Origin of the sequence: Algoriphagus resistens (assembly GCF_001442615.1) — a bacterium.
GTDB classification, from domain to species: domain Bacteria; phylum Bacteroidota; class Bacteroidia; order Cytophagales; family Cyclobacteriaceae; genus Algoriphagus; species Algoriphagus resistens.
This window is the reverse complement of the sequence record NZ_LMXN01000002.1, coordinates 343,653-367,584: the sequence shown is the minus strand read 5'-3', so window position 1 is coordinate 367,584 and position 23,932 is coordinate 343,653. Positions and strand designations below refer to the sequence as shown.

Sequence of the window (23,932 nt, the reverse complement as noted above, 5' to 3'; positions counted from 1 at the left end):
CATAGATTTGCTGAAATACTAAGTAAACGGCTTTGAGATAATTCCCAAAGCCGTTTTTTCTATTATAAGGAAAAGTCTCCCCTGTACTCGCGTCTTACAAATTGATTGGCAGGTTCGAAGTTGGTGACCTTCATATTCGGTCCATCCCAAACCAGTTTGATGCCTCTTCCAGGATAGTCAAAATCATTTGAACTATCTGGTTTTGGAGTTCTATAATCATAACTTCTGATTGCAAGATTTCCCATCAACACTGATTCTGTAAGCGGGCCAGCAATAGAGAAAGGAGAACTCAGATTTTTGTATTCTTCAGAACCATATCCAGCGATACATGCTTCTACCCAATTTTTATAGTGTCCGCTATCACCCCCAGGTACTCTATAAAGAGTCTCACGTACTTTGATGTCTTTGGTCTTTGATGTAGGAAGCAGTTGTGGGTTGATTCCATAGGTAGAGCACATCATTTTTCCTTTGGTACCTTCTATAATTACACCATTTCCACCATCACCCATTTGCTCATTTGGCGCCAATTCCTCTGGTCTATTTGGCTGAATCCCACCATCCATCCAGTGAAATTCCAAATCTTCTTTGCCTGGCCCATCAAAGCGCAACGTAATATGGGAAGAAGGAGGGCAGCTCTCCGGGAAATATCCTCTTTGAAACTCTCCTACATAAACAGATCCTACTGAGCATTCGGCAGATTTCGGGTAGCCCAGTCCTAGCACACGGAATGGAGGTTCCATGATGTGACATGCCATATCGCCAAGCGCCCCAGTTCCGTAGTCCCACCAGCCTCTCCAGTTGAACGGGACCAGATTGCCCACATAGTCTTTGTAAGGAGCTGTACCCAGCCATAGATCCCAATCCAAATCAGCAGGAGGAGTTACAGGCTCAGTTGGCCATTTGATTCCTTGGGGCCAGACGGGTCTATTGGTCCAGGAATATACCTTGGTCGCTTTACCGATTAGTCCCGCTTCATACCATTCTACCATTTTGCGAACACCATCACCCGAAGAGCCCTGGTTGCCCATTTGGGTGACTACTTTATACTTTTCGGCTGCTTCGGTTAGCATTCTTGCCTCATAGATATCATGGGCAAGTGGTTTTTGTACGTAAACATGCTTGCCCATCTTCATTGCAGCCATGGCAGCGACTGCATGTGTGTGGTCTGGAGTGGATACAGAGACTGCGTCAATGTTCTTTTCCTCCTTCTCCAGCATCTCTCTGAAATCCTTGTAATATCTTGCCTTAGGATGCAATTCTCTACTTGCTTTGGCTCTGGTATCGTCCACATCGCAGAGTGCAATGAAATCTGCCTTTTCTGTTCGGGTTATACCCCTTACATCCCCTCCGCCCATTCCTCCGACACCTATACCTGCTACACGAAGCTTGTCACTCGGGGCAGTGAAACCTGGTCCTCCTAAGACATTTCGCGGAACAATGTAAAATCCAGCTGCTGCTAATGCAGAACCTTTAAGAAATTTTCTCCGGGAACTTCCAGAGCTTAAGCTTTTACTTTTCATTAGATTAATAGTTATGTTAAAGAGGGTTTCTACATGTTAACTAGCAGTTTCTTGATCTTACCTGCCATTTGACTTTGAGAAATTTGAAATTATCAAAAACAAGTCAGAATCCTGAGTCCATTCATAAAAATCCTGTCAGTCTTCTCAGTTAACCGTAAATACTGGCAAGATTATGTGTTTTATAATAAGATTAATTAGTTCTGAAAAGATTATTAAAAAAATAGATTAAGTTTACTCAAACCTTTATTTTATGAAACATTCCTTGTGGACATTCACTGTACTTGCCGCATTTTCTTTTAGTTCTTGCCAAGTACCAGACGCCGTTAAACTTGAAGATGCTGGTATAATTCCTATTCCCAGTATTATTTCTTCTTCATCTGGAGTCTTTGAGCTAGGTTCTAATTCTACTATCCAATTGATTGGAACCGGTGATGATTTGACTAGAGTTGGGGATTATTTGGCTGAAAAATTACGCCCTGCAACTGGTTTTGATATTCCGGTGTCGAAAGAAAGTGGTGATTTGATTTTGGAGCTGGTTAGTGGAGAACCTTCTGAAAAATATCGTGTTGAAGTTACCGGTGAAGCAGTAAAAATCTCCTCAACTTCTGCCGCTGGGCTATATTATGGCACGCAGACACTTATAAAGGCGTTTCCTGTAGAAATTGAAAATACTTCTGCTGTAGATGCGGATTGGGTGGTAGCAAATGGAAAAATAGAAGATGAGCCGGAGTTCACCTATAGAGGAGCAATGCTTGATGTGGCCAGACATTTCATCAGTGTGGAAGATGTAAAGCATTATATCGACCAGATGGGAAGCCTGAAATTCAATTACCTACATTTACATTTGTCCGATGATCAGGGTTGGAGAATTGAGATCAAGTCATGGCCAAAATTGACGGAAATAGGTGGAAAAACAGAAGTTGGTGGTACTGAAGGTGGTTTTTTCAGCCAAGAAGACTATACTGAAATTGTAAAATACGCTTCGGACAGGTTTATAACTGTGGTGCCTGAGATAGATATGCCCGGCCATACCAATGCAGCTTTGGCCTCCTATGCAGAATTGAATCCAGGTGTGAACCTTCCGGATGGGGATTTTACAACTATGACAGAAGGAAAGATTGATTTTGATATTCTTGATAAGAATCCTGAGCCCGCAGAGCTTTATACAGGTATTGAAGTTGGTTTTAGCACATTTGCCACCAATAAAGAAATCACTTACACATTTGTTGAGGATGTAATTAAGGAGCTTGTTGAGCTTACCCCCGGTCCATACATTCATATAGGCGGGGATGAATCCCATGTTACTGAAAAAGATGATTATATCTTTTTTGTGGAGCGAGTGCAGGAAATCGTAACCAAGTATGGTAAGAAGAGCATAGGTTGGGATGAGATAGCAACCGCAAAATTATTACCGGGTTCAGTGGCCCAATTTTGGGCCCTGGAAGAAAATGCAATTCTGGCAAAGGAGCAGGGCAATCAAATCCTCATGTCTCCAGCTAAACGTGCATACCTTGATATGCAATATGATTCTACATCCAGACTCGGGTTGCATTGGGCTGCTTATATTGAGCTTGATGATGCTTACAATTGGGATCCGGCAACTTATGCAGACGGAATCAATAAAGCTGATATTTTAGGTGTTGAGGCTCCACTATGGACCGAGACAATTGGCAACCGTGCTGAAATAGAATACATGGCTTTTCCTAGATTGGCAGCACTCGCGGAAGTGGCCTGGTCATCAAATGAACGCAGAAATTGGAAAGATTTCCAAAAGAGAATTGCTCAGCAAGGTAAGCGATGGGATATCAATGGAATAGGATTCTATAGATCTCCAAAAGTCGATTGGTGATCTACCGTCATGCAATTAAAGACCCGGCTTTTGTCGGGTTTTTTGTTGCTTTAAAATCCATATTCTTTGAAATTGATTAAAATGAACCTAATATGGATGTTAATTTAAAATCATCCAATCGAGGTGATAGCTTACGTTAACTAGACAACTTAAATGGGCGAATACATTATTTCCTTTGCTAACTGGATATGGGGAACACCAATGCTGGTCATATTAATGGGCGGAGGAATGATACTCTTGGTACATTCTGGCTTTGTTCCTTTTCGCAAAATTGGCCATGCAATCGGATTACTTAGTGGAAAATATGATGATAGTCTCGCTCCGGGACAGATATCCTCTTTCCAGGCATTGTCAGCGGCTATTGCAGCGACAGTCGGCCTGGGAAACATAAGTGGAGTTGCCATAGCTATCAATATGGGAGGCCCCGGCGCAATTTTCTGGATGTGGGTCTCTGCCTTTGTGGGAATGGCCACAAAGTTTTATACCTGCAGCCTTGCCATTATGTTTCGGGGAAAGGACTCTGAAGGTCAAATTCAGGGTGGTCCGATGTATGTCATAGAGGAAGGAATGGGTAAAAAATGGAAATTTCTTTCAATCATTTTTTGCGGTGCAGGAATTCTGGGTTTACTGGCAATTTTTCAGGCAAATCAATTAACAGCTGTGCTAAGAACAGTAATCCTTGAGCCAGCAGGGCTGGATGAAGGGGATAAAACCCGCTGGATTATTGGGATTACCATGATGGTGCTTGTAGCTATTGTAATTCTTGGTGGGATTAAAAGAATAGCTGCAGTTGCATCTAAAATGGTTCCTTTTATGGTAGCACTTTACTTTGTGACTGTGATCATTATCGTATTCAAATACATTGGGGATGTTCCTGAAATGCTTCTTACAATTGTTACTGATGCGTTTACTGGAGAAGCTATGGCCGGAGGTGCGGTAGGGACCGTGATAATCGTTGGAGCGAGACGCGCAGCATTTTCTAACGAAGCTGGTATAGGTACAGCCCCGATGGTTCATGGTGCCTCCAAAAACAATGAGCCTATCCGAGAAGGGTTGATAGCGATGCTTGGACCTTTTATTGACACTGTAGTCGTCTGTACACTTACTGCATTAGTAATCATGCTTACAGGCGTATGGGAATCAACCGAGAAAGATGGGGTAAGACTGACACTTGCGGCATTCGATATGGCGCTTCCTTATTATGGAAGGTATCTTTTGATGATAGCTGTGTTAGTTTTCGCATTGTCCACTATGTTCACGTATTCCTATTACGGCCACAAGTGCTTTGGGTATCTCTTCGGCGCAAAAAGGGCCGATTATTATAACTACTTTTATTTAATTACCATTGTGGCAGGTGCAGTAGCTTCGTTGGACGTTGTGGTTAGTTTAGTAGATGGTATGTACGCGATCATGGCAGTTCCAACTATGATTTCTACTTTCTATCTGGCCCCCAAGGTAAGAGTAGCTATGAAAGATTATTTTCATAGAATGAAAAACACTTAAATTTATGAACATCCTGATTTCTCCCAATGCTTTTAAAGGCACTATGAGTGCCACTGAAGCCGGAAGAATAATTCAAGAGTTTGTCTATAATAAGTTTCCCCAGATCAATACGGAATTACTACCTATTGCCGATGGAGGGGATGGAACCTGTGAGCTTTTGACGAAGCTATTAGGTTTGGAAAAAAAATGGATTTGGTCACTTGATCCCTATGGAAGATCAACTCTCTGTTCATATGGTTGGAATGAAAAAGCGAACAAGGCTTACATAGATGTTTCTGCTGCTTCGGGAATTGCACAGCTTGGCAACGAAGCCAAAGAGCCTTACGTGGCTTCCAGTTTTGGGACAGGGCTTCTCATTCGAAATGCTATTAGTCTTGGGGCGGAAGAAATTGTGCTAGGTCTCGGGGGAAGTGCTACAGTAGATTTAGGTATAGGGATCTTGGCGGCTTTAGGCATTGATTTTTTGGATGAACGTGGCAAAAAACTAACACAGTTCATTCCTGGCTACCTATCTAAAATCCGACATATTCAGCAATCACCAAGAATCCCGAAAGTCAGATTTTCATACCTGTGTGATGTGAAAAACACTTTTTTTGGAAAGAATGGAGCAATTCCCGTTTTTGGTCCACAAAAAGGAATTTTACCGGGACAATTCGGATTTTATGAATCAGAATGCCATAGATTGGTTGATCTTCTTTTTAGAAAAAAGAAGAAGGATTTTGTAGATGAGTCTGGCTTTGGGGCTGCAGGAGGAATTGCTTTAGGGCTTTCAGTATTTTTTGAGGGTGAAATCAAGTTTGGAGCGAGTTATTTTTTTAAAGAAGTAAACCTGAAGGCAAAGGTGAAATGGGCTGACCTGATAATCACAGGTGAGGGGAGATATGATAGCCAATCTTCCGAAGGCAAAGCTTGCTTTGAAATACTGCAATTAGCCCATAGCCAGGCCAAAAAAGTAGCCTTAATTACTTCCGGACATGAAGATGGGGCAGAGCAGTTCGATCAAGTTTTGACTTTGCCTGATCTTGATTTTTCAAATCCACATTATAAAAGCCGTGCGAAGCAAAATCTACAAGCTTTATTGGCTAAGGAAATTCCCCCCCTGGCTCTTAGTATGAATCATCCTTTGGGATGACCTGCTAGCTGGCTCTTTTGAAAAAAGTATTTCTTTGATGGAGTTTTCCACTAGGGTCGATAGTCCATCGTTTTACGCAGCTCATTCGACAAAAATAATGAACAATTCATCGATCGGTTCCAATTTGGGAATTCAGCGGTTTTGAATTCAACAGGGCATAAAAAAAGAAGGCGTTAACCTTCTTTTAAGTAAGATATAAGTTATTAATGATCAGCTTTTTTCTTCTTGGTGAATGTGCTTCGTGTATCTATTGCAGTTATCCCGGCTCCAAGTCCGATTAATACACATACAATCAAAAGGAAGGTTTGGGCTCCTCCAGCAAGTGGGGAGGTGAAAACATCAAGTAGTACCATGATCAATTTTTGATTTTCTAAAGATTGGCCGAAGATAATTTCTTAAAGTCAATTAACCAAAAGATTCAGGTTAATCGAATTGGTCATCATCAAATTCTTCTTCATCTTCTTCATCGAAGTCCATAATATTTTCATCGACAAATTCATTTTCTTCGTCGAGATCATATTCATCTTCGAAATCATTACTGAAATCTTCTTCATCATTGAAGTTGTCATCATCTTCGAAATCGTCGTCAAAATCCTCCATAGTAATTTAGATAGGGGTTTTTAATAGTTTAACGTTCGAATTAAAGTAAAAAATCATTTCGCACCACACAGTTGATATATTTTTTTTCAACTTTTTTTCAAGTCCTGTCAAATGATTCCTTTTTCATTCGAATTAGCTATGACTGCCAGTGACGATAATCCTTACTTAGGATATTGAGGTAATCGAGTTTGGGTTGGATTATACTTCGAATGGATTTAAAGATGCTTTCCAAATTCTGCCGTGGCCCGGTTGTCGAGAAAAAAAATCCCAAATGGTCAGCTAGCTAAAAATTGATTTTATATATTTTTTTATTAGGGGTTTGGAGAGGTAGTCTTTGACTATGCTGTAGCTGCTTGCCTTACTAATATCCCTTTCATCAACTGAGCTGCTCAGAATGTAGATTTGGGCTTCATTTTTATCTGTATTAAAGCAATCCAAAAAATCCCAACCAGTCATATCGGGCATGTTCAGATCCAAAAACAGGTAATTGGGCTTAATAGAATAGATTTCTTGGAGCGCAGCCTTTGCACTGAGATATTTATAAAATTGACACGGCTCCTTCACATTTCGTGAAATTAGCTTTTCAGTAATGAAAATACTGATAGGATCATCGTCTATTAATACAATTGTAAGCATTGAACGGCAAAAACATGTGCTTGAAATACAATATACATAGCACAAAAGTAACAGGTAATTATTATCTCACAAATATTTTACCAAATAAGACTACCGACAAAATATATTTTTATTGGATGGCTTACTATTCCACTGCTTTGGGATAGATAAAAGTTGCTTTAAAACTCTTGCTGACGCTAAGTCAATGAATTATTGAGTTTCCTTTATTTCATATAAAAAGTAATCAATGATTTTGTCAGTAGCTTTCAAAACCTTCTTGCTTTTGGTTTTCTCACTACTAACTTCTGTTACCCCGGTTAAAGTCATTAGCAATTTGTCCTCTTTGGGATCTATGAAATCCACGATTACCTGCACTAATTCGTAAGTACTTGTAGAACTGTAATTCCGGTTATTGAAATAGGGATTATACATCCATGGATCCCAGACCCGGTAGCCCCAATAAGGATATGGATTATTGTTTTGGTAAGTTTCTCTCTTTCTGGGATCTTCATTGGAAGTGTAGCGGATCACCAGTTCAGGTGCTGTCTTATCATACACCAGCCCATTTTCTTCTAGTGCTTCCTGCAAATGGATTTGAACCTGCTGATCTATAAATTGTGAATTAAAACTCCGTATCCCTACTTCCTGATTGATTATTACAAACGAATTGTAGGGTTTTTTAATGGGGATTTCGCTATTCTCTTTGAAAATATCTATGGTACTACATGAGCTAAGCGTAATAGTCAAAAAGAAGACAAGAGATTGGGTAGTTAAACTTAGGCGATTCATTGTTTGAGGCTTTTCCTTCCAAAACGGGTATTGCAATAGAAAGTTAGATTTTAATGCTTAACGATAAAGTTGTAGCTATTATTCAGGTATTCTTGTTTGTCTTCCATATCAAATGCTAATTTTGGCGAAATTAAAAGATATGAGTAAACCTGATTTTGACGATATTTTCATGGAGTTGGCTGTAAATTTAGCCAAGCGCTCACATTGCATCAAAAAGCATGTAGGTGCGGTACTTACCAAAGAAACAAGAATAATCTCTATCGGTTACAATGGGCCGCCTGCCGGTACGCATAATTGCGATGTGGAGTTTCCTGAGCAAGGATGCGCCAGAGATAGTAAGGGAAGTTGCTCGCTGGCTCTTCATGCTGAGCAAAATGCCATTTTGTACGCGGTTAAAAATAATACCACTGTAGAAGGATCGACCTTATACGTTACACTTTCTCCATGTCTTGCATGTTCTCGAATCATATTTTCAATGGGGATATCCAGGGTTATTTATCTCTTTTCTTATGCAGAATACAAGGGAATAGGTTCCGATGAAGGAGTTGATTTCTTGCGGAAATTTGGCGTACGTGTAGATAGATATGAAAAAACATTCGAAGTCAATGATCAATTGATCTAGATAAAATTTACTTCTGGGTAAATGGAAATATTGAATTTGCCCAAAACGGATTGTTGGATATCCTGCGCCAGTTTTTTGATTTCATTTCCATCCCCTCCTCCGAAATTCACTAAAACCAATGGTTGTTTTGAGTGTACACCAATTTCTCCAAACCGCTGGCCCTTCCAGCCACATTGCTCGATGAGCCAAGCAGCAGGGATTTTTATGCCATCAGTAGCCGGATATCCTGGGAGGGAAGGGTAATGATTTCTTAATCTTTCAAATTCCTCAAGCGGGATAGTAGGGTTTTTGAAAAAAGAACCAGCATTGCCTATTTCCTTTGGATCTGGAAGTTTGGATTGGCGGATATGGATTACTGCATCTGAGATATTTTTTATATTCAATTCAGAGATACCGGATTTTTCCAAAGTCTCTTTAATCGCCCCATACGCTGTATGAAATACAGGTACTTTTTTCAGACGGAAAACGACAGAACAAATAACGTATTTCCCCTTCAAAGCATGCTTGAAGATACTTTCCCTATAGCCAAACGAACAGGCTTTAGAGTCAAATTCTTCAAGCTGTAGAGTTTCTATATTTAATGCCTTAAGACTAGTGAAGACATCTTTGATTTCCACTCCATAAGCACCGATATTTTGCATGGGCGAGGCACCCACAGTTCCTGGAATCAGGGATAAATTCTCTATTCCGGCCCAATTGTTTTTGATGGAAGTCAAGACAAAGTCATGCCAGATAACTCCAGCACCTACCTCAACCCAATAAAAATCATCATCCTCCTGAACCACTTCTATACCCTCAACCTCTATTTTGATCACCAATGCATCTTGGTTTTGGGTCAACAGGATGTTACTACCTCCTCCAAGAATCAACAATTTGATTTTCTGTGATTTAGCCCATTCAATAGCTTCTTTTAGCTCTTGTATTGATTTTACAGCCACAAAAAATCTGGCAATTTTATCAATTCCAAAGGTGTTATATGGTTTGAGGGAGATGTTTTCTAGTATATTCATATGTGAAGAGTGCCTTGCGAAATAAGTAAGATTTTGGCCGAATAAGAAATAAAATCACCCAATTGAAGCTTATTGTATGAAATCTAGCATGTCCGAATGGGCACCCAACTGGATGATTATCTGCTATGAGAGATTTTCCCGAGTTCAGTTCGTGACAGGCCATACGCACGCTTATAAAACAATTTTAAACTCATGAAATCGAGCATGTCTAAAACGACAGAGGGATGATTATAATGCATGCGAGATTCCATATGGTCTTTAAAAACAAATCATAAACACATGAAAGAATTGGTCATAAATGGTGTACGGATCAGACCGGGCCAATCAATGAATATTGAGATCGCCATTGCCAAACTTCCCACACATACCTTAATCGATCTTCCTATTTTTATTCGTTCTTCTAAGGCAGATGGTCCGGTAGTCTTAATTAGCGCAGGAGTACATGGCGATGAGATCAATGGGGTAGTGACTGCAAAGCGGTTATTGGAAGAAGTTGATGAAGGATTGGAATTACTAAAAGGGACTTTGATTTTTATACCCTTGGTAAATATTTATGGATTCCTTTCCAACAGCCGTACTTTTCCTGATGGGAGAGACCTCAACCGAAGTTTTCCCGGTAGCAAAAAAGGATCGTTGGCAGCCAGTATTGCTTTTATTTTAAGCAATGAAATTATTCCACAGATTGATTATGGTGTCGACTTTCATACAGGCGGCAGAATGCTAAGTAATTTCCCACAAGTACGTGTGGATTATAAGGACAAGGTGGCTGTGGAATTGGCAAAGGCTTTTGGGACTCATTACGTGGTAAACTCAAAGTATATAGAAAAATCTTTCAGGAAAGAGGCCTATAAAGCACGCAAGCATATTATTGTATTTGAAGGAGGGGAATCCATGCGTTTAGACGATTACGGTATTGAGGAAGGTGTAAACGGTACTAAGCGTATGTTAGCTAGTTTAGGAATGCTGGCGGATTGTCCTCCAGCTCAAGAGAGTATATTTTTGAAAGAAAGCAACTGGGTAAGAGCTAAAGCTTCCGGTATTTTTAATTCCAGTGTGAAAGTGGGTGAGTCAGTAAAAAAAGGCCAGATCTTGGCACGGATTTCGGATCCCTATGGTCAGGTGAAAATCCCTGTCAAAGCCCCTACAAACGGTCATATCATCGGTATGAACAATATGCCAGTGATCAATACAGGTGACGCTTTGGTGCATATTGGCAAGGAATAACATCTCTAACCTATTAACTTGTAAGCTAATTACCAGACTTTTGCATGAATTTATCTGAAGATTTTCAATACGTAAGAAACCATTCCCTTAACCTTTGTAGTCCCTTGATTACTGAGGATTTTAGCCTACAGGCATCAGAAGAAGTGAGCCCTCCAAAATGGCATTTGGCACATACAACCTGGTTTTTTGAGCAGTTTATACTTGCGCCAAATGAACCCGGTTATGTGGTGAAGCATCCCCAATTTAACTTCCTCTTCAATTCATACTACAACTCGTTAGGAGAAAGAACTGCAAGAAACCAACGTGGTCTGATGTCGAGGCCTTCAGTTGATGAGGTAAAGATTTACCGGGCTTATGTTGATGAAGCGATTCGAGACTTGATTGCGAAGAACAATCCGTCCATAGACGAATTGGTAATCCTGGGGATGAATCATGAGCAGCAGCACCAAGAGTTATTGATTGCAGATTTGAAATACAGTCTTTGGTTTAATCCTTTGAATCCTAGTGTAATGGATATAAAAGAATATACCTCTGAACCTGAGTCAAAATGGATTTCTGTCCAATCTGGAATTTATGAAATTGGCTTCAAAGGCAAAGGCTTTTGCTATGATAATGAACTTAACCCCCACAAGGTTTACTGCAACGATTTCTCCATTTCTTCAGCTTTGGTCACAAACGGAGAATACCTGGCATTTATGAAAGCTGGTGGATATCACAATTCTACTTATTGGCATGATGAGGGATGGGCTTGGGCAAAAGAATTGAAAGTAAAAGCACCATTGTATTGGGAAGAGAAAGAAGGAGATTGGTTTTATTACACACTGGATGGTCTAAAGCAAATTGATGAAAATGCCGCTGTAGCCCATGTGAATTTCTATGAAGCCTCTGCATATGCAGCATGGAAAGGGCTAAGATTGCCTACCGAATTTGAATGGGAAATTTCCCAGGATAAGTTTGACTGGGGCAACCGGTGGGAGTGGACCAACTCAGCTTACTTGCCTTATCCAGGGTTTACGGTGGCACCAGGAGCAATAGGAGAGTATAATGGCAAATTCATGGTCAACCAAATGGTACTTCGCGGTGGCTCAGTAGCTACTTCTGAAGCACATTCTAGACCAACATATAGAAACTTTTTTCATCCCCAATTCAGATGGCAATTTATGGGGATTCGCTTAGCCAAATCACTTTAATTTATGAACGCAAAAAACACGGATTTCGGTACCTTTGCCCAGGACGTCATGCTCGGCCTCAATTCCAACCCAAAAACTCTTCCTTCCAAGTATTTCTACGACGCTAAGGGCGACAAGCTCTTTCAGCAGATTATGGCCTTGCCTGAATACTACCTCACCCAAAAGGAATATGAGATACTGGAAGGTCAGCATAAACAGATTTTAGCTTCAATTCTTGGACAAGGCCAGCCATTTAACTTAGTAGAGCTTGGGGCAGGCGATGGAATGAAGACCAAAATTCTACTGCGGTATTTGGTGGAGACTGATGTAGATTTCACGTACTTCCCGATTGATTTCTCAGGCTCAGTACTGGAAGAATTGGAGCAAAGTCTGGGGCAGGAAATGCCAGGTCTACAAGTGAAACCTATTCAATCTACTTACAGAGATTCACTTAAAAATCAGGAATGGGAAAATGGACTTCCCAATCTGATCCTGTTTTTAGGAGCGAACCTTGGTAACTTTGGTGTGGATGAAGCCAAAAATATTATTAATCACCTAAGGGTGGGAACAAAAAAAGGCGATCTGGTATTACTGGGATTTGATTTGAAAAAGGACCCTCAGACTATTCTGGATGCTTATCATGACAGACAGGGTATTACCCGCGAGTTTAATATGAATCTTCTTGAACGAATAAATAGAGAACTGGATGCGGACTTTGACCGGGAGTCATTTATGCATTGGCCTACCTATGATCCAGTAAGCGGTGAATGCAGAAGCTATTTGGTTTCCAGAAAACCTCAACAAGTCACCATAGGAGCTTTAAACCAAAGCTTTGAATTTGAAGCATATGAATCAATTTTTACTGAAATTTCGAAAAAGTATAGTTTGACCGAGATTGGTTCTTTAGCTTCTTCAGGTGGATTTCAGGTGGAAGAGAATTTCTTGGATTCTGAAGGATTTTTTGCAGATGTTCTTTGGCAGAAAACTTAAAGATCCAGTTTTTTTAATCGGAATTTTCCATCCGTTATTAACATAGAGGGCCTGGAACTGGTAATTGCGGTGTTGGCTTTAAATATTGTTCCGTGAAAAGTACCCGTTACGTCTTGTCCCAATTCATTAAATGTCACATAGAATTCATCATTTATGGGAAGAATTCCATCTGGCTTTTTGAGTAAAACCGCCTGATGTAAAATGCCTTCTTCATTTCCATAAGTGAAATTAATTCTGGCCTGAGGTATTCCTGTAACAGTTACAGCATCCTGCATGTCATATTCTGTTCCTATTTTGAAAGCTTCATTCGATCTTAAAGTCAAGCTGATGAAGTTTTTGTTGCCAACTGACTCATCTTTCAAAACAAGAATTGTGGTGATATAAATTCCAAAATCAGGTTGGTATGAAAAGCCCATTGAGCTACTTAGTTTAGGCTCATATCTGATTAGATTTCCATTTGCTTTAAACTCAATAAAATAATCACTATCCTCGATTTTTGGCAAGGTATCATCATCATTTGAGGTGCAGGACAAAAGAAGCAGTAGGAGGGCTAGCAGAAAGCAGTTCGATTTTTTCATGTTTTTTTCAATGAAAGTAACCGCTGTTAAAACCTGCTTCCAGTTGCAATTATCAAATGAGTACTTTGACTTATTAAACGCAAAAAAGCACTGATTTCCCAGTGCTTTTAGCTGTTTGATTTTTTTGTTTTAACTAAAGTACCTCTTCAAACCTTCCAGTCTATCACTAAGCTCAGCCTCAACCTCCCTGTAATCAGCCACATTTACAAGTAGTGTATTCACTGAGAAATAGTATTTGATTTTTGGCTCGGTCCCGGATGGTCTAGCGGAGATTTTACTTCCGTCTTCAAGGTAGAACTGCATCACATTGGATTTGTCCATATCAAGTTTTTCGGATTTTCCGGATTTCACATCGGTAATCTTGCTTTCTTTTACATCTACGATTTTTACCACCTTCACTCCATTCATCTCTGCTGGCGGGTGATGTCGAAAATCCGTCATCAAAGCCTGAATCTGTTCTGCACCGTCTTTCCCTTTTTTGGTCACCGAGATCAGTGATTCCTTGTAAAACCCATATTGGGCATATATTTCGGCAAGTACATCGAAAACAGTTTTGCCTTGGGTTTTATAGTAAGCAATTGCTTCTGCTACCATAGCACATGCGCTTACTCCATCTTTGTCACGGACAAAATCACCTACCAGATAGCCATAGGATTCTTCCCCACCACCGATAAAAGTTTCTTTGCCTTCAAGCTCTTTGATAATAGCCGCGATATTTTTGAATCCTGTCAAAACAGAGAAACATTTCACACCGAAGCCTTCACAGATTTTATCTATCAATTCGGTAGTAACTATCGTATTTACCATGAATTGGTTACCATCCAGTTTTCCTGCCTTTTTCCACTGACTCAATAGGTAATAAGTAAGGAACGCGCCCGTTTGATTACCGTTAAGTAGCTCAAATTCTCCTGAGGCATTTGGAACTGCAGCTGCGTAGCGATCTCCATCTGGATCACAAGCCAAGACCAATTCTGCACCGATTTCTTTTCCCAACTTCAGGGAAAGTGTCAATGCCTCTGCTTCCTCTGGATTTGGATAAATCACTGTTGGGAAATTGCCATCAGGCTCAGCTTGTTCTTTTACTATGTTCACATTTTCAAAGCCAAAAGCTTTTAGGGCAGCTGGAACCATTTTGCCGGAGGCTCCATGAATCGGAGAAAATACTATCGGCATGTTTCTTTGTGCAGCAATAGCATCAGGCGCCAAGCTCAAGCCTTTGACAAGTTTCATATAGATCTCGTCAAAATCTTCTTCTATGTACTGGAAAAGTGCATCATTCTTTTCCCAATTCACGTCGTCAAATGAAGTGATCTTTTTTACTTCCTCTATGATATTCCTGTCATGAGGAGCGACTACCTGAGCACCATCATCCCAGTAGGCCTTGTAGCCATTATATTCTTTCGGATTATGAGAGGCAGTGATCATCACGCCACTCTTGCAGGCAAAGTGTCTTACTGCAAAAGAAAGCATCGGGGTAGGGCGCATTTCTTTGAAGTACAGTACGTGAATTCCATTTGCGGTCAACACATTTGCTGTCGTAGTAGCGAAAAGTGTGTTGTTTATCCTGCAATCGTGGGTGATTGCTACACGGATTGTCTCCCCAGGAAAACATTTTAGAAGGTAATTTGCCAATCCCTGGGTTGCCATTCCGACAGTATAGACATTCATTCGATTAGTACCTACCCCCATCAAACCCCGTAGACCTCCGGTCCCAAATTCTAGATCCCGATAGAAGGAATCGGTTAATTCAGTGGGGTTTTGATCAATTAGTGTGCGTATTTGGAGCTTGGAATCTTCATCGATATTTCCTTTTAGCCACGAGTTGGCTTTAGCTTGGATACTAGGGTCTATAGTAGTCATAGTGTAAAAATTGTTTAGGTTCTAAGATATATAAAAACACAAAATATGCCATCTGTTAATTCATTTGGTGTTGAATATGTGAGTGATAATTTTTCCCTCGAACAGGTAAACCTGAATTTTCAAAAATGATGTTGTGAGCTGCCATCCCATTTTTTCATACACAGGCACCAGGCTCCAGATGGGGTTGGAGTTGACTATTCCTACTAGTTCCAAAATCCATAGTGAAGTAAAAGAACCGTCAATTGTATTGTTGTTTAAGTTTAATAGATCCTTACTTTTTCGCTCTGATTGGTAAAAAGTACTATCCATCAGCGTATCAAAGAAGTAAGCTCTACCAAAGGAAGAAGGCAATAGGGGGATACCAAAGTTATGCCGCCTATTGTCAGTTCTCCTTAAATTCATATTTTCACATGCTATTTATAAAACTAGTTTTCTTCCTTCAGGTCATCTTCCTCACCTTTGGGCAGCTCATCTTCAGGAGGCGGTACAAAATCTCCCTTAAGTACTACTTCTTTTTTTTTTACCCTGGAATAATGCTTTCTGGGAACAATACCGTAGCCATATCTGATTGAAAAAACCTTGGTAAATTCTGCTCCATAAAAGAAAATAAGACAGGAATAGGAAACCCAAAGGAGAACTAGAATTATGGATCCCGCTGCTCCATAGGTAGATCCAGGTTCTGCCGCCCCGAAATAAACTCCGAGAAGGAATTTGGAAATAGAGAAAAGAAACGAAGTAAGAAAAGCTCCCACCCATACGGATTTCCAGCGGATTTTAGCATCGGGCAAGTATTTGAAAATAAGGGCGAAAAGCACTGCGATTACTCCGTATGAGATCAAAAAATCCACCACAAATGCAAATACAACCACAAATTCAGGAAGAATACTTTTGATAAAATCGCTGAATAGAGAAAGTAATGCCGTTAACACAAAACTGATCAGTAAGAGAAAACCAAGAACCAAAACAAAACCAAAACTCACAGCACGGTCCCAAAGCGTGTAATACCACTTCATATCTTCCGTTTGCTTAAGACCCCAGACTGAATTTATAGATATTTTAAGGTGGTAGAAAACACCGGATGCACCAAACACCAAAACCCCAATTCCTAGGATAGATGCAAGCCTAGATTTATCACTTGACTGTGTCTGCTCTACCATATCGGTCATAAACTTTGCCGTCTCAGGCCCCATTGCTGAGGCTAGCTCATTGTTCAGCTTGCCTGTCACTAGCTCTACTCCCCAGATTGCTCCAACTGTATTAATTACGATCACCATCAGTGCAGGCAGCGATAGCACCGCATAATAGGCGATCACAGCACTTAAGCGCCAAGGATCCGCCTCATTCCATTGTTTGAAACTCTCCACCACCAGGCTGGGAATATGCGTGATTTTAAACCGGGAAGGGGTCATATTTGCCATATTGTCTTCAGTTTCCATTAGCTCTCCTTAGTTACGATAGAGAAGTGTCTCAAAACTCTGTTTACACTCCTGAATAACTTACTTTTACGTGAATAAGGTTAAAAAAGCATGCCAAGACGTTGCAGTTATATTAGTTCTGCTTGGTGCAGAGGATTCTCATCAATTCGATTTCTCCGGACTTATAGTTTTTCTCAGAGAAATCCTTTGGAAAGCAATTTTTCAATTTTCGGGGTTCTAGACATTGCGTAAGAATAATAGGATGTAGGTAGGAGCTTTTGCAAACGGCTACAGTATGTCCCATTTTCTCCGCCACAAGTTTAATCAACGCCGTCTCTGGCTTTTTTCGAGTACCTTCGCAGCGCTGTTTCACATCATCTGCTTGTTTTATGCAAAGGTAGTTTGCCGCCCAGGTTCTAAAATATTTCGCTGTATAATAATCACCTGTTGAGGCATCTAGGCTGATATAATCATTCAATTCAGATGAATCTACCGTGTGCCAATCTCCATTTTCCTGATAGCGAAACAGCTCGTATCCCGGGAGCTGGGAACAATCTTTCAATAACCTGATTAACCTTTTATTAGTTAGTGAAACCGATCGTTCTTTACCGCTTTTCGCAGTATAGTTGATCAGAAGTTTATTGCCATCTTCCTTCAGATGCTTTCTTCTGAGTGTGGTGAGGCCATGGGTCTTGTTCGTCTCAGTGTAGTGTTTATTTCCTACACGCAGGTATAATTCATCCAAAAGTGCAGTTGCCAAAGCAAGGACTTTAGTTTTGTTCCAAAATTTTTGTTTGAGGTCTTTCCGATAGCGGTCTCGCAGTCTGGGCAAATAAAACCCAAACTTGAGCAGATCATCATATTTGATTTTTTTGGAATATTCTGACCATTTGGGATGATAGATGTATTGTTTTCTTCCCTTTTCATCTATGCCAGTTGCTTGTAGATAGCTGTTCTTTTTTGGACTGATCCAGACATTTTTCCACGCTGGAGGGATGACGAGATTTTCAATTCTCTTTAAATGAGATTCGTCGGAGAGTTTTTTATTGAATTTGTCCAGATAAATGAAGCCTCGTCCTCTTTTCTTTCTGAGTAATCCAGGCTGTGTGTCTCGGATATAGATGAGACCTTTAGGAAGTTCGGCAGCTGTAACCATAAGAATTTAAGCTAATAACCTTTCCTAAATTCTTTACAAGTCCCATGCTATTCTCAGCTATTTTTACTGGCATAACCACTTGATAATATACCAGATGATCCCACTCCTAATCTTCGCATTATCTGCAGGGCATCCTTCTGGGTAAGCTTGGTTTGTCTGACTTTCTCCTTTTCAAAAATCACTACGTTTCCTTCCCAGGTATTTGGTGCAGAAGGCACAAATACAACTAAATCTCCATTCGGAAGGGTGTCCACATGAAAGGCAATCATCCATCCATCTATTGGCACTAAGATTACTGGGAATTCTTTGTCGCTAATCAACCCAACATTAGACTGAAGGGTATTTTTCATCAGTTGATAACCAGGAAATAAAGTAAGAATATGGTCCTCGATCCAATTGACCATCCATTTTCCAGCTCCCAGTTTGGCTATCGTGCCTGCCACAAAGCAAAACAGAAAAATGACTATAACTGAAATAAGATAAGGAACGTCAAATAAGGAGGTATCCAAACCCAAACCTGCACTGATCTTAGCTGCGATAGGTTTTAGAATATGAATGATTTTTTCAAAAAAAATCAGGATCAGTACGAAGGGGAAAAGAAAAAAAATTCCGCCTTTGATGGTGTTGCTAATGATGTCCAGAATTGGTCTCATAAGATAAAAATTTATATTGTGTGCCAAATAATCCCTTCATCGCTCCCGCATGGATGGGATGTAAGGCATAAAGATAACTGATCTTGTGAAAGGATATAGTAACGAATAGTTTCCGGTGATGCTTCTAGAGAGTTGAAAGATGAGCCTTTGTTTGCCACTGTTTCAAGGTCAACAACCGATAAGTAGTATGGGCGGGCAAAAGCAAAAGCTTGCTTTAGTACACGAACAACTAACGGATATCAGAAAGGATTAGCTGCACAAGGGATCAACTGAAATTGTCAAAAACCACGACATAATATCAGTTGAAGACCTTGCTATAAAGAATATAATGAAGAATCGTTGCCCGTGCCAGGCAATGGGCGATGTTTCGCTGGGTGCATATTGCAGGATGCTTGGATACAAAGCCAATTGAAACGATAGGTCATTCGTTAAAATCGACTGATGGTTCCCATCAAGCAAAAGTTGTTCGACTTGTAGATGGATAAAACAGGACTTAACTCTTTGCCTAAGAGTGTGGGTTTGTAGATCCTGTGGTGAGATCCATGACAGGGATGTCAATGCGGGAAAGAACATCTTAACACAAGGTATAAAGGTATTCTCTGGTTGGGATACAGTCGGACCTAAAACAAAACGGGATGAGGCGTTGCCATTGGGTGAGTCTATGCCCCCCCGGAAGCCCAACCCATCGGCTGCGATGGGCGTGCAGTTCACATAAATTAGGGCTTTTGGGATGGAAATGAAAAAAATAAAATGCCGGCATGTAGCCGGCAAATTTGGATTATAGGTTTCCTCTCAAGCCCTGTTCCCGCTCTATCGCCTCAAAAAGTGCTTTGAAATTGCCCTTTCCAAATGATTTAGCCCCTTTTCTCTGAATAATTTCAAAGAAAAGCGTGGGTCTATCCTGCACAGGTTTGGTGAAAATCTGGAGCAAATAACCTTCGTCATCTCTGTCCACAAGAATATTCAGTTCCTTCAGAGGTCGAAGATCCTCATCTATTTTCCCCATCCGATCAAGCAAGTCGTCATAATAGGAGGAAGGTACAACCAAAAATTCAACCCCTCTATTTCTCAACTCGCTCACCGTATGGATAATATCATCTGTAGCAATAGCTATGTGCTGCACGCCAGGTCCGTGGTAGAAATCAAGGTACTCTTCGATCTGTGATTTCTTTTTTCCCTGTGCGGGCTCATTGATAGGAAATTTGATGTAGCCGTTTCCGTTGGATACGACTTTGGACATCAATGCAGAATATTCTGTAGAAATATCCTCGTCGTCAAATGTGATCAGCAATTTGAATCCCATGACGTTTTCATAGAATTTTACCCAGTGATTCATTTTGCCTAGTTCTACATTTCCTACACAGTGATCAATGTATTTCAGGCCAATGGAGGTAGCAGCGTAGGTATTGGATTTGGGTTGATAACCTGGAAGAAATATACCGTTATAATTTTTTCGCTCCACAAAGGTGTGGATGGTATCTCCGTAGGTTTTGATGGAAGCTACTACTACTTCACCAAATTCATCACGGAGGGTTTTAGGCTCCATAGCAGATTCGGCTCCCCTGTTAGTCGTTTCTTTCCAGGATTGCTTAGCATCATCCACCCACAAGGCCAGTACTTTCACTCCATCGCCATGCCTTTGGATATGCGCAGCAATTTCTCCTTCCGGATGTAGAGGAGAAGTAAGTACAAGTCTGATTTTATCCTGCTTTAATACATAAGAAGCCCGGTCTTTTACGCCAGTCTCCGGACCGGCATAGGCTATCAGCTGATAACCAAAAGCATATTGATAATAAAGGGCGGATTGTTTGGCGTTACCGACATACAATTCTACATAATCGGTCCCTTTCAAGGGTAGGAAATCTTGACTCATGACTGTCTATTTTTGGGTTTATCTCTTCTTTCAAAGGTATAAAATATCCCAAAGAATATTTGGTCAAACTCTTCTTTATTCCTGGGGATTTTTGTTGCTTATCAGGGAAATCCAAGCCATAATCAAAAAGGTCAAAGCCCAACTTCCCAGGGAAGTATCCATCGCCATCCAGCTCAGAAAGAGATAGTAAAAAGGTGCCAATACAAAGCCTATCATGAACTTCCAAGTAGACGAAAAAACAGGATCCTGCACGCTCGGTTTTTTCCAAAGCCATAGCCAATATAGCGGAAAATGGAAAATTTTCATCAGTTTGTTTTTTAACCCTGTATCCTCGGAAACAGGGTTTGGAACCACTCCATTTTCAAGAAAAAGCTTGACTTCGGCTCTACATGTCAAATCCACATTGTTTTGTATCAATCTTGCTAAGTCCTGTTCATAGGTTTCTTCGGGAATCTCTACTACCAGACCTTTCAAGGCCCGTTCTACAGATTTGGTAAGCAGACCGGATTTTGAAGGAGGCATATCCACGGAAATGGCTTTTCCGAAGGTCAATCGTACCCTGCTTCCAGACCTTTTGTGAGCCGAAAAATCTAACGCCACGGGTAATATCACTGGATGGGTTTCTGGGTATTTTTCTTTGAGTCCAAAAGCCATCCGGGTGAATCCCTTACTCAACGGGCGAAGATTTCTGATCAAACTATGACTGCCTTCTGCAAAAATAATTACAGTGCCGTTTTTGCGAAGCACCTCATAGGTTTGGTCAAAAGTACCTTGGTTTTGCTGGATTGTAGCGAAGCCATCACGCACTCTATAGACAGGAAGCATGCGGATGAAATTGAGCATTTTGGCGACAAATGATTTTTTGAAAACTGAAGCTCTGGTCAAAAAGTAAGGATTCAAAGTCGTGTGTGTTGCCAGTAGTAGTGGATCGATCAGGGCATTTTGGTGATTGGCTACCAGAATAATGGGGACGTTTTGAGGGATATTTTCTTTTCCATCTACGATTATTTTCCTGAAATAACCCTTCAACGCTAGTTTGACTAATAGTCTTAGGGTAAAATTGACTAGGTATTTCATTTAATTATAAGTATCTCACAAATGCGGTTTATTCAGGTTTTTGATTTCCAAAGACTTGCGATAGTCATACCTGAGATCAAATGCCAGATACCCCACCAAGCCGTAATGATAGCCATTCCTCCAAGGCCATCAAAGTAAGTAAAAATCAAAACCAGCCCCAAACCTGAATTTTGGATACCGGTTTCTATGGTAAGGGTTTTTACATCTGCAAGTGGCATTTTGAAAAGCTTTCCAGTAATAAATCCAGAACCCAGGGCCACAAAATTATGTGCAAGCACCCAGAGGAAAATCAGGGAAATGTATGTGGTAAACAGATCAAAATTTCCGGCGAAGGCAATCACCACAAAGGCTGCAAAAATCAGGATACTGAGTGGCTTTAGTATTTTTGAGGCTTTTTCAGCGATTTTTGAGGCAAACTTGTGGGTGAGTATACCCAAAGTCAATGGAGCCCCAAGGATCAACGCGACAGTGAAAAATGCATCGGTATAGTCTAAGCTGATTTCGCGAAGCAATTTAGAGGTCGGGGGATATAATCCTGCCCACAATGCAAAATTCAGCGGAGTACTAACAATCGATAGGATACTGGAAAATCCCGTGAGGCTAATGGACAAAGCGGTGTTTCCTTTAGCTAGGCTCGAAAGGAAATTGGAGACATTTCCTCCCGGGCAAGCTGCTACCAAGAACATTCCCAAGGCTACAGATGGAGGTGGCTTCATGATCAGTATCAGGCACCAAGTGAGAAACGGTAACAGTAAAAATTGGGAAAACGCACCCAGGAAGAAACTTTTTGGGTTTTTCGCCAAGTATTTGAAATCCTCAAATCTCAAGTCCAGTGCTACCCCATACATAATCAGCGCCAGGGCGAGATTAAGAAGCAGTAAATCACCGGAAGAAAAATTGAGTTGTATGGAATCCAGTTCTGGGTTTGGGGTCATTTAGTTGGTGATGGATAAAAAGATAAGCCCTGATAGCATGGCAGTACCAAAACTAAGTAAGGTGCCGATCAGAATATATTCGGTGAGTTTTCGCTCTTTTGATTTTCTTAGATCACCAAATCGAAATACAGATTTGGCTGCCAGTAAGAAACCCACTGCTTCCCAATGTCCTGTGACTATGAAGGAAAAAACAAACAGCCGCTCTAAAATCCCTATGTATTTCCCGGCATCCTGCAGGGACTGATCGGGCTGGGAGGGAATAGAGTCTGCCCACTTTTTGAGCAGGGAGGAAAGGATCAATGATGCAGGCTGAGTGAGGAAAAACACCAGGGTGACCAGCGATAGCATCTGCGGATTTTGAAGTATTGGCCGAAAATCCACAGAGGCGGAGGTGAAGATTGACCAAATGACCAGAATGCTGATCAGATGCATCGCCTGATCTGCAATGAACCAAGCCGTTTTGGTTTTAGGCTTTTGAACATAAAGTTTGGTGAGATCAATGAGCAAATGTGCAATGCTGAGTAGCAGAGCTATTGGCCAAAGGTTATAATCCCATAGAAGAATCATGGCCAGTGAACCATGAATCAATACATGGAGGTATAGTTTTGGAGAGGCAGCTTTACGTCGTTCTTTCTCCTTCACCCATGAAGTTGGTTGCAGTAGAAAATCCCCGATAAGATGAGTAAGTATAAGCTTGATTAGAATCAGCATTAGAGGAGTTGACTAAGTTTTTTTCTGAACAATTTTTCTAAGGCTAAGATATCTTCTCCATGTGCGGCTTTATAGCGTTTGCTCACCGAGTTTTGGTTGATGTTGAGAATTTCTCCGATTTGAGTCTGGGTCCGGTCCGGATTGGATAGGATTTCTGACATTAATTCGCCGGATGAAATCGACCAACTGTCCATTTGTATGCCAGCCAATTTAAGATATAGATTTATTTCATCATTCCATTCAGACCAAGGGGAGTTGATCGCCAGTGTGATCATTTCGCTTTTTAGTTGCTCAAATTTTTCACCTGATCGGACGAAGGCTTCCCCGTTGCTTTCGGAGATTCTGTCCGCATCATAGGTTTTAGTGCCTATTCCTATTGCCATTCGTACATCAATGGGTGAGCTTCTTTTATTCCCATCTGGATTATGAAGACTTTTGATGAGCGCTTTTATCTGTAAAGCTATCAGAAGACTTTCACTGGGATCTGGGACTTCAAGTTGAAAACTATCTCCGCGGAATATTTCCCATTGCTTGGGCGTTTGTCCCCAGTTGCCCAGCAATTTTTTAAGTGGGTAAATCCAGAGGTTCTGATCTTTCAGTCCCCTGGAATTTATGATATCTCCTGTTAGTAATGCAATCATACCCCTAATA

At 40.8% G+C, this 23,932-nt stretch carries 24 protein-coding genes and 1 pseudogene; 8 read left to right on the top strand and 17 right to left on the bottom strand.

The genetic code is table 11. The features are described from left to right. Positions 1–62 precede the first annotated feature (62 nt). Entirely contained in the window at positions 63–1,520 is a 1,458-nt protein-coding gene (locus AS141_RS04890; RefSeq protein ID WP_057936508.1) for a Gfo/Idh/MocA family protein, read from the bottom strand. 250 nt (positions 1,521–1,770) lie between these two features. Here AS141_RS04890 and AS141_RS04885 point away from each other — a divergent pair, with 250 nt between their 5' ends. From AS141_RS04885 to AS141_RS04875, 3 genes are all read left to right on the top strand, one after another. Continuing rightward, positions 1,771–3,369 carry a family 20 glycosylhydrolase gene (locus AS141_RS04885; RefSeq protein ID WP_057936507.1) on the top strand — a complete coding sequence of 533 codons (1,599 nt, stop codon included), beginning with the start codon at positions 1,771–1,773 and terminating at the stop codon, positions 3,367–3,369. Between the two features lie 153 nt (positions 3,370–3,522). Then, positions 3,523–4,872 (top strand): alanine/glycine:cation symporter family protein, encoded by a 1,350-nt coding sequence (locus AS141_RS04880; RefSeq protein ID WP_057936506.1) that lies wholly within the window; start codon positions 3,523–3,525, stop codon positions 4,870–4,872. A 4-nt stretch (positions 4,873–4,876) separates the two neighbouring features. Next, complete coding sequence (locus tag AS141_RS04875; RefSeq protein WP_057936505.1) at positions 4,877–6,004, top strand: glycerate kinase family protein; 1,128 nt, start codon at positions 4,877–4,879, stop codon at positions 6,002–6,004. A 203-nt stretch (positions 6,005–6,207) separates the two neighbouring features. Here the strand turns inward: AS141_RS04875 and AS141_RS26810 are convergent, their stop codons facing one another. From AS141_RS26810 to AS141_RS04865, 4 genes are all read right to left on the bottom strand, one after another. After that, positions 6,208–6,357, bottom strand: coding sequence for a hypothetical protein (locus tag AS141_RS26810; protein WP_198293496.1), 150 nt, complete (start codon positions 6,355–6,357; stop codon positions 6,208–6,210). A gap of 70 nt (positions 6,358–6,427) precedes the next feature. Next, positions 6,428–6,604 carry a hypothetical protein gene (locus AS141_RS26805; RefSeq protein ID WP_198293495.1) on the bottom strand — a complete coding sequence of 59 codons (177 nt, stop codon included), beginning with the start codon at positions 6,602–6,604 and terminating at the stop codon, positions 6,428–6,430. Between the two features lie 279 nt (positions 6,605–6,883). Further along, positions 6,884–7,240: a response regulator gene (locus tag AS141_RS04870; RefSeq protein ID WP_057936504.1), complete on the bottom strand. Its 357-nt coding sequence runs from the start codon at positions 7,238–7,240 to the stop codon at positions 6,884–6,886. A gap of 189 nt (positions 7,241–7,429) precedes the next feature. Next, positions 7,430–8,008: a DUF4136 domain-containing protein gene (locus tag AS141_RS04865; RefSeq protein ID WP_057936503.1), complete on the bottom strand. Its 579-nt coding sequence runs from the start codon at positions 8,006–8,008 to the stop codon at positions 7,430–7,432. A 139-nt stretch (positions 8,009–8,147) separates the two neighbouring features. Here AS141_RS04865 and AS141_RS04860 point away from each other — a divergent pair, with 139 nt between their 5' ends. After that, positions 8,148–8,630 (top strand): deoxycytidylate deaminase, encoded by a 483-nt coding sequence (locus tag AS141_RS04860; RefSeq protein WP_057936758.1) that lies wholly within the window; start codon positions 8,148–8,150, stop codon positions 8,628–8,630. On the opposite strand, the gene murB is transcribed toward AS141_RS04860, so the two are convergent. Next, entirely contained in the window at positions 8,627–9,640 is a 1,014-nt protein-coding gene (gene murB, locus AS141_RS04855; RefSeq protein ID WP_057936502.1) for a UDP-N-acetylmuramate dehydrogenase, read from the bottom strand. The two genes, AS141_RS04860 and murB, sit on opposite strands and share 4 nt — an antisense overlap. A gap of 279 nt (positions 9,641–9,919) precedes the next feature. Between murB and AS141_RS04850 the strand changes: the two genes are divergently transcribed. From AS141_RS04850 to AS141_RS04840, 3 genes are read left to right on the top strand one after another with little or no spacing between them, the layout of a single operon-like run. After that, positions 9,920–10,864 (top strand): succinylglutamate desuccinylase/aspartoacylase family protein, encoded by a 945-nt coding sequence (locus AS141_RS04850; RefSeq protein ID WP_057936501.1) that lies wholly within the window; start codon positions 9,920–9,922, stop codon positions 10,862–10,864. Between the two features lie 44 nt (positions 10,865–10,908). Continuing rightward, complete coding sequence (gene egtB, locus AS141_RS04845; protein ID WP_057936500.1) at positions 10,909–12,054, top strand: ergothioneine biosynthesis protein EgtB; 1,146 nt, start codon at positions 10,909–10,911, stop codon at positions 12,052–12,054. Between the two features lie 3 nt (positions 12,055–12,057). After that, the gene (locus tag AS141_RS04840) at positions 12,058–13,023 is read left to right on the top strand and encodes an L-histidine N(alpha)-methyltransferase (RefSeq protein ID WP_057936499.1); all 966 of its coding nucleotides are present in this window, start codon (positions 12,058–12,060) and stop codon (positions 13,021–13,023) included. On the opposite strand, the gene AS141_RS04835 is transcribed toward AS141_RS04840, so the two are convergent. From AS141_RS04835 to AS141_RS04810, 6 genes are all read right to left on the bottom strand, one after another. Beyond that, positions 13,020–13,601 (bottom strand): hypothetical protein, encoded by a 582-nt coding sequence (locus AS141_RS04835; protein WP_057936498.1) that lies wholly within the window; start codon positions 13,599–13,601, stop codon positions 13,020–13,022. The genes AS141_RS04840 and AS141_RS04835 overlap by 4 nt on opposite strands. 129 nt (positions 13,602–13,730) lie before the next feature. Continuing rightward, positions 13,731–15,461 carry a phospho-sugar mutase gene (locus AS141_RS04830; protein WP_057936497.1) on the bottom strand — a complete coding sequence of 577 codons (1,731 nt, stop codon included), beginning with the start codon at positions 15,459–15,461 and terminating at the stop codon, positions 13,731–13,733. 60 nt (positions 15,462–15,521) lie between these two features. Beyond that, positions 15,522–15,863 carry a hypothetical protein gene (locus AS141_RS04825; protein ID WP_057936496.1) on the bottom strand — a complete coding sequence of 114 codons (342 nt, stop codon included), beginning with the start codon at positions 15,861–15,863 and terminating at the stop codon, positions 15,522–15,524. Positions 15,864–15,886: 23 nt separating this feature from the next. Then, positions 15,887–16,897, bottom strand: coding sequence for a YihY/virulence factor BrkB family protein (locus AS141_RS04820; protein WP_198293494.1), 1,011 nt, complete (start codon positions 16,895–16,897; stop codon positions 15,887–15,889). Positions 16,898–17,009: 112 nt separating this feature from the next. Continuing rightward, a complete protein-coding gene (locus tag AS141_RS04815) occupies positions 17,010–18,032 on the bottom strand; it encodes a DNA topoisomerase IB (RefSeq protein WP_057936495.1) in 1,023 nt (340 codons plus the stop codon). Between the two features lie 53 nt (positions 18,033–18,085). After that, positions 18,086–18,685 carry a DUF502 domain-containing protein gene (locus tag AS141_RS04810; protein ID WP_057936494.1) on the bottom strand — a complete coding sequence of 200 codons (600 nt, stop codon included), beginning with the start codon at positions 18,683–18,685 and terminating at the stop codon, positions 18,086–18,088. Positions 18,686–19,142: 457 nt separating this feature from the next. Between AS141_RS04810 and AS141_RS27345 the strand changes: the two are divergent. Next, a pseudogene (locus tag AS141_RS27345) lies at positions 19,143–19,400 on the top strand (zinc ribbon domain-containing protein); the annotation flags it as partial. A 63-nt stretch (positions 19,401–19,463) separates the two neighbouring features. On the opposite strand, the gene hppD reads toward AS141_RS27345, so the two are convergent. From hppD to AS141_RS04785, 5 genes are all read right to left on the bottom strand, one after another. Then, positions 19,464–20,558, bottom strand: a complete 1,095-nt coding sequence (gene hppD, locus AS141_RS04805; protein ID WP_057936493.1) for a 4-hydroxyphenylpyruvate dioxygenase — start codon at positions 20,556–20,558, stop codon at positions 19,464–19,466. Between the two features lie 75 nt (positions 20,559–20,633). Further along, positions 20,634–21,635: a 1-acyl-sn-glycerol-3-phosphate acyltransferase gene (locus AS141_RS04800; protein ID WP_057936492.1), complete on the bottom strand. Its 1,002-nt coding sequence runs from the start codon at positions 21,633–21,635 to the stop codon at positions 20,634–20,636. 32 nt (positions 21,636–21,667) lie between these two features. Beyond that, positions 21,668–22,570 carry a bile acid:sodium symporter family protein gene (locus AS141_RS04795; protein ID WP_057936491.1) on the bottom strand — a complete coding sequence of 301 codons (903 nt, stop codon included), beginning with the start codon at positions 22,568–22,570 and terminating at the stop codon, positions 21,668–21,670. Then, complete coding sequence (locus AS141_RS04790) at positions 22,571–23,281, bottom strand: DUF3307 domain-containing protein (RefSeq protein ID WP_057936490.1); 711 nt, start codon at positions 23,279–23,281, stop codon at positions 22,571–22,573. It lies immediately after the preceding gene. Then, complete coding sequence (locus AS141_RS04785; protein ID WP_057936489.1) at positions 23,281–23,922, bottom strand: hypothetical protein; 642 nt, start codon at positions 23,920–23,922, stop codon at positions 23,281–23,283. Before AS141_RS04785 ends, AS141_RS04790 begins: the two co-directional genes overlap by 1 nt. Positions 23,923–23,932 lie beyond the last annotated feature (10 nt).

Bases quoted from the DNA above. Each gene is read 5' to 3' on its own strand.
- AS141_RS04800 (WP_057936492.1), bottom strand. From the start codon at position 21,635: ATGAAATACCTAGTCAATTTTACCCTAAGACTATTAGTCAAACTAGCG.
- AS141_RS04875 (WP_057936505.1), top strand. From the start codon at position 4,877: ATGAACATCCTGATTTCTCCCAATGCTTTTAAAGGCACTATGAGTGCC.
- AS141_RS04885 (WP_057936507.1), top strand. From the start codon at position 1,771: ATGAAACATTCCTTGTGGACATTCACTGTACTTGCCGCATTTTCTTTT.
- AS141_RS04820 (WP_198293494.1), bottom strand. From the start codon at position 16,897: ATGGAAACTGAAGACAATATGGCAAATATGACCCCTTCCCGGTTTAAA.
- AS141_RS04850 (WP_057936501.1), top strand. From the start codon at position 9,920: ATGAAAGAATTGGTCATAAATGGTGTACGGATCAGACCGGGCCAATCA.
- hppD (WP_057936493.1), bottom strand. From the start codon at position 20,558: ATGAGTCAAGATTTCCTACCCTTGAAAGGGACCGATTATGTAGAATTG.
- AS141_RS26805 (WP_198293495.1), bottom strand. From the start codon at position 6,604: ATGGAGGATTTTGACGACGATTTCGAAGATGATGACAACTTCAATGAT.
- AS141_RS04815 (WP_057936495.1), bottom strand. From the start codon at position 18,032: ATGGTTACAGCTGCCGAACTTCCTAAAGGTCTCATCTATATCCGAGAC.
- AS141_RS04890 (WP_057936508.1), bottom strand. From the start codon at position 1,520: ATGAAAAGTAAAAGCTTAAGCTCTGGAAGTTCCCGGAGAAAATTTCTT.
- AS141_RS04865 (WP_057936503.1), bottom strand. From the start codon at position 8,008: ATGAATCGCCTAAGTTTAACTACCCAATCTCTTGTCTTCTTTTTGACT.
- AS141_RS04825 (WP_057936496.1), bottom strand. From the start codon at position 15,863: ATGAATTTAAGGAGAACTGACAATAGGCGGCATAACTTTGGTATCCCC.
- murB (WP_057936502.1), bottom strand. From the start codon at position 9,640: ATGAATATACTAGAAAACATCTCCCTCAAACCATATAACACCTTTGGA.
- AS141_RS04860 (WP_057936758.1), top strand. From the start codon at position 8,148: ATGAGTAAACCTGATTTTGACGATATTTTCATGGAGTTGGCTGTAAAT.
- AS141_RS04840 (WP_057936499.1), top strand. From the start codon at position 12,058: ATGAACGCAAAAAACACGGATTTCGGTACCTTTGCCCAGGACGTCATG.
- AS141_RS04785 (WP_057936489.1), bottom strand. From the start codon at position 23,922: ATGATTGCATTACTAACAGGAGATATCATAAATTCCAGGGGACTGAAA.
- egtB (WP_057936500.1), top strand. From the start codon at position 10,909: ATGAATTTATCTGAAGATTTTCAATACGTAAGAAACCATTCCCTTAAC.
- AS141_RS04830 (WP_057936497.1), bottom strand. From the start codon at position 15,461: ATGACTACTATAGACCCTAGTATCCAAGCTAAAGCCAACTCGTGGCTA.
- AS141_RS04795 (WP_057936491.1), bottom strand. From the start codon at position 22,570: ATGACCCCAAACCCAGAACTGGATTCCATACAACTCAATTTTTCTTCC.
- AS141_RS04880 (WP_057936506.1), top strand. From the start codon at position 3,523: ATGGGCGAATACATTATTTCCTTTGCTAACTGGATATGGGGAACACCA.
- AS141_RS04870 (WP_057936504.1), bottom strand. From the start codon at position 7,240: ATGCTTACAATTGTATTAATAGACGATGATCCTATCAGTATTTTCATT.
- AS141_RS04810 (WP_057936494.1), bottom strand. From the start codon at position 18,685: ATGAGACCAATTCTGGACATCATTAGCAACACCATCAAAGGCGGAATT.
- AS141_RS26810 (WP_198293496.1), bottom strand. From the start codon at position 6,357: ATGGTACTACTTGATGTTTTCACCTCCCCACTTGCTGGAGGAGCCCAA.
- AS141_RS04835 (WP_057936498.1), bottom strand. From the start codon at position 13,601: ATGAAAAAATCGAACTGCTTTCTGCTAGCCCTCCTACTGCTTCTTTTG.
- AS141_RS04790 (WP_057936490.1), bottom strand. From the start codon at position 23,281: ATGCTGATTCTAATCAAGCTTATACTTACTCATCTTATCGGGGATTTT.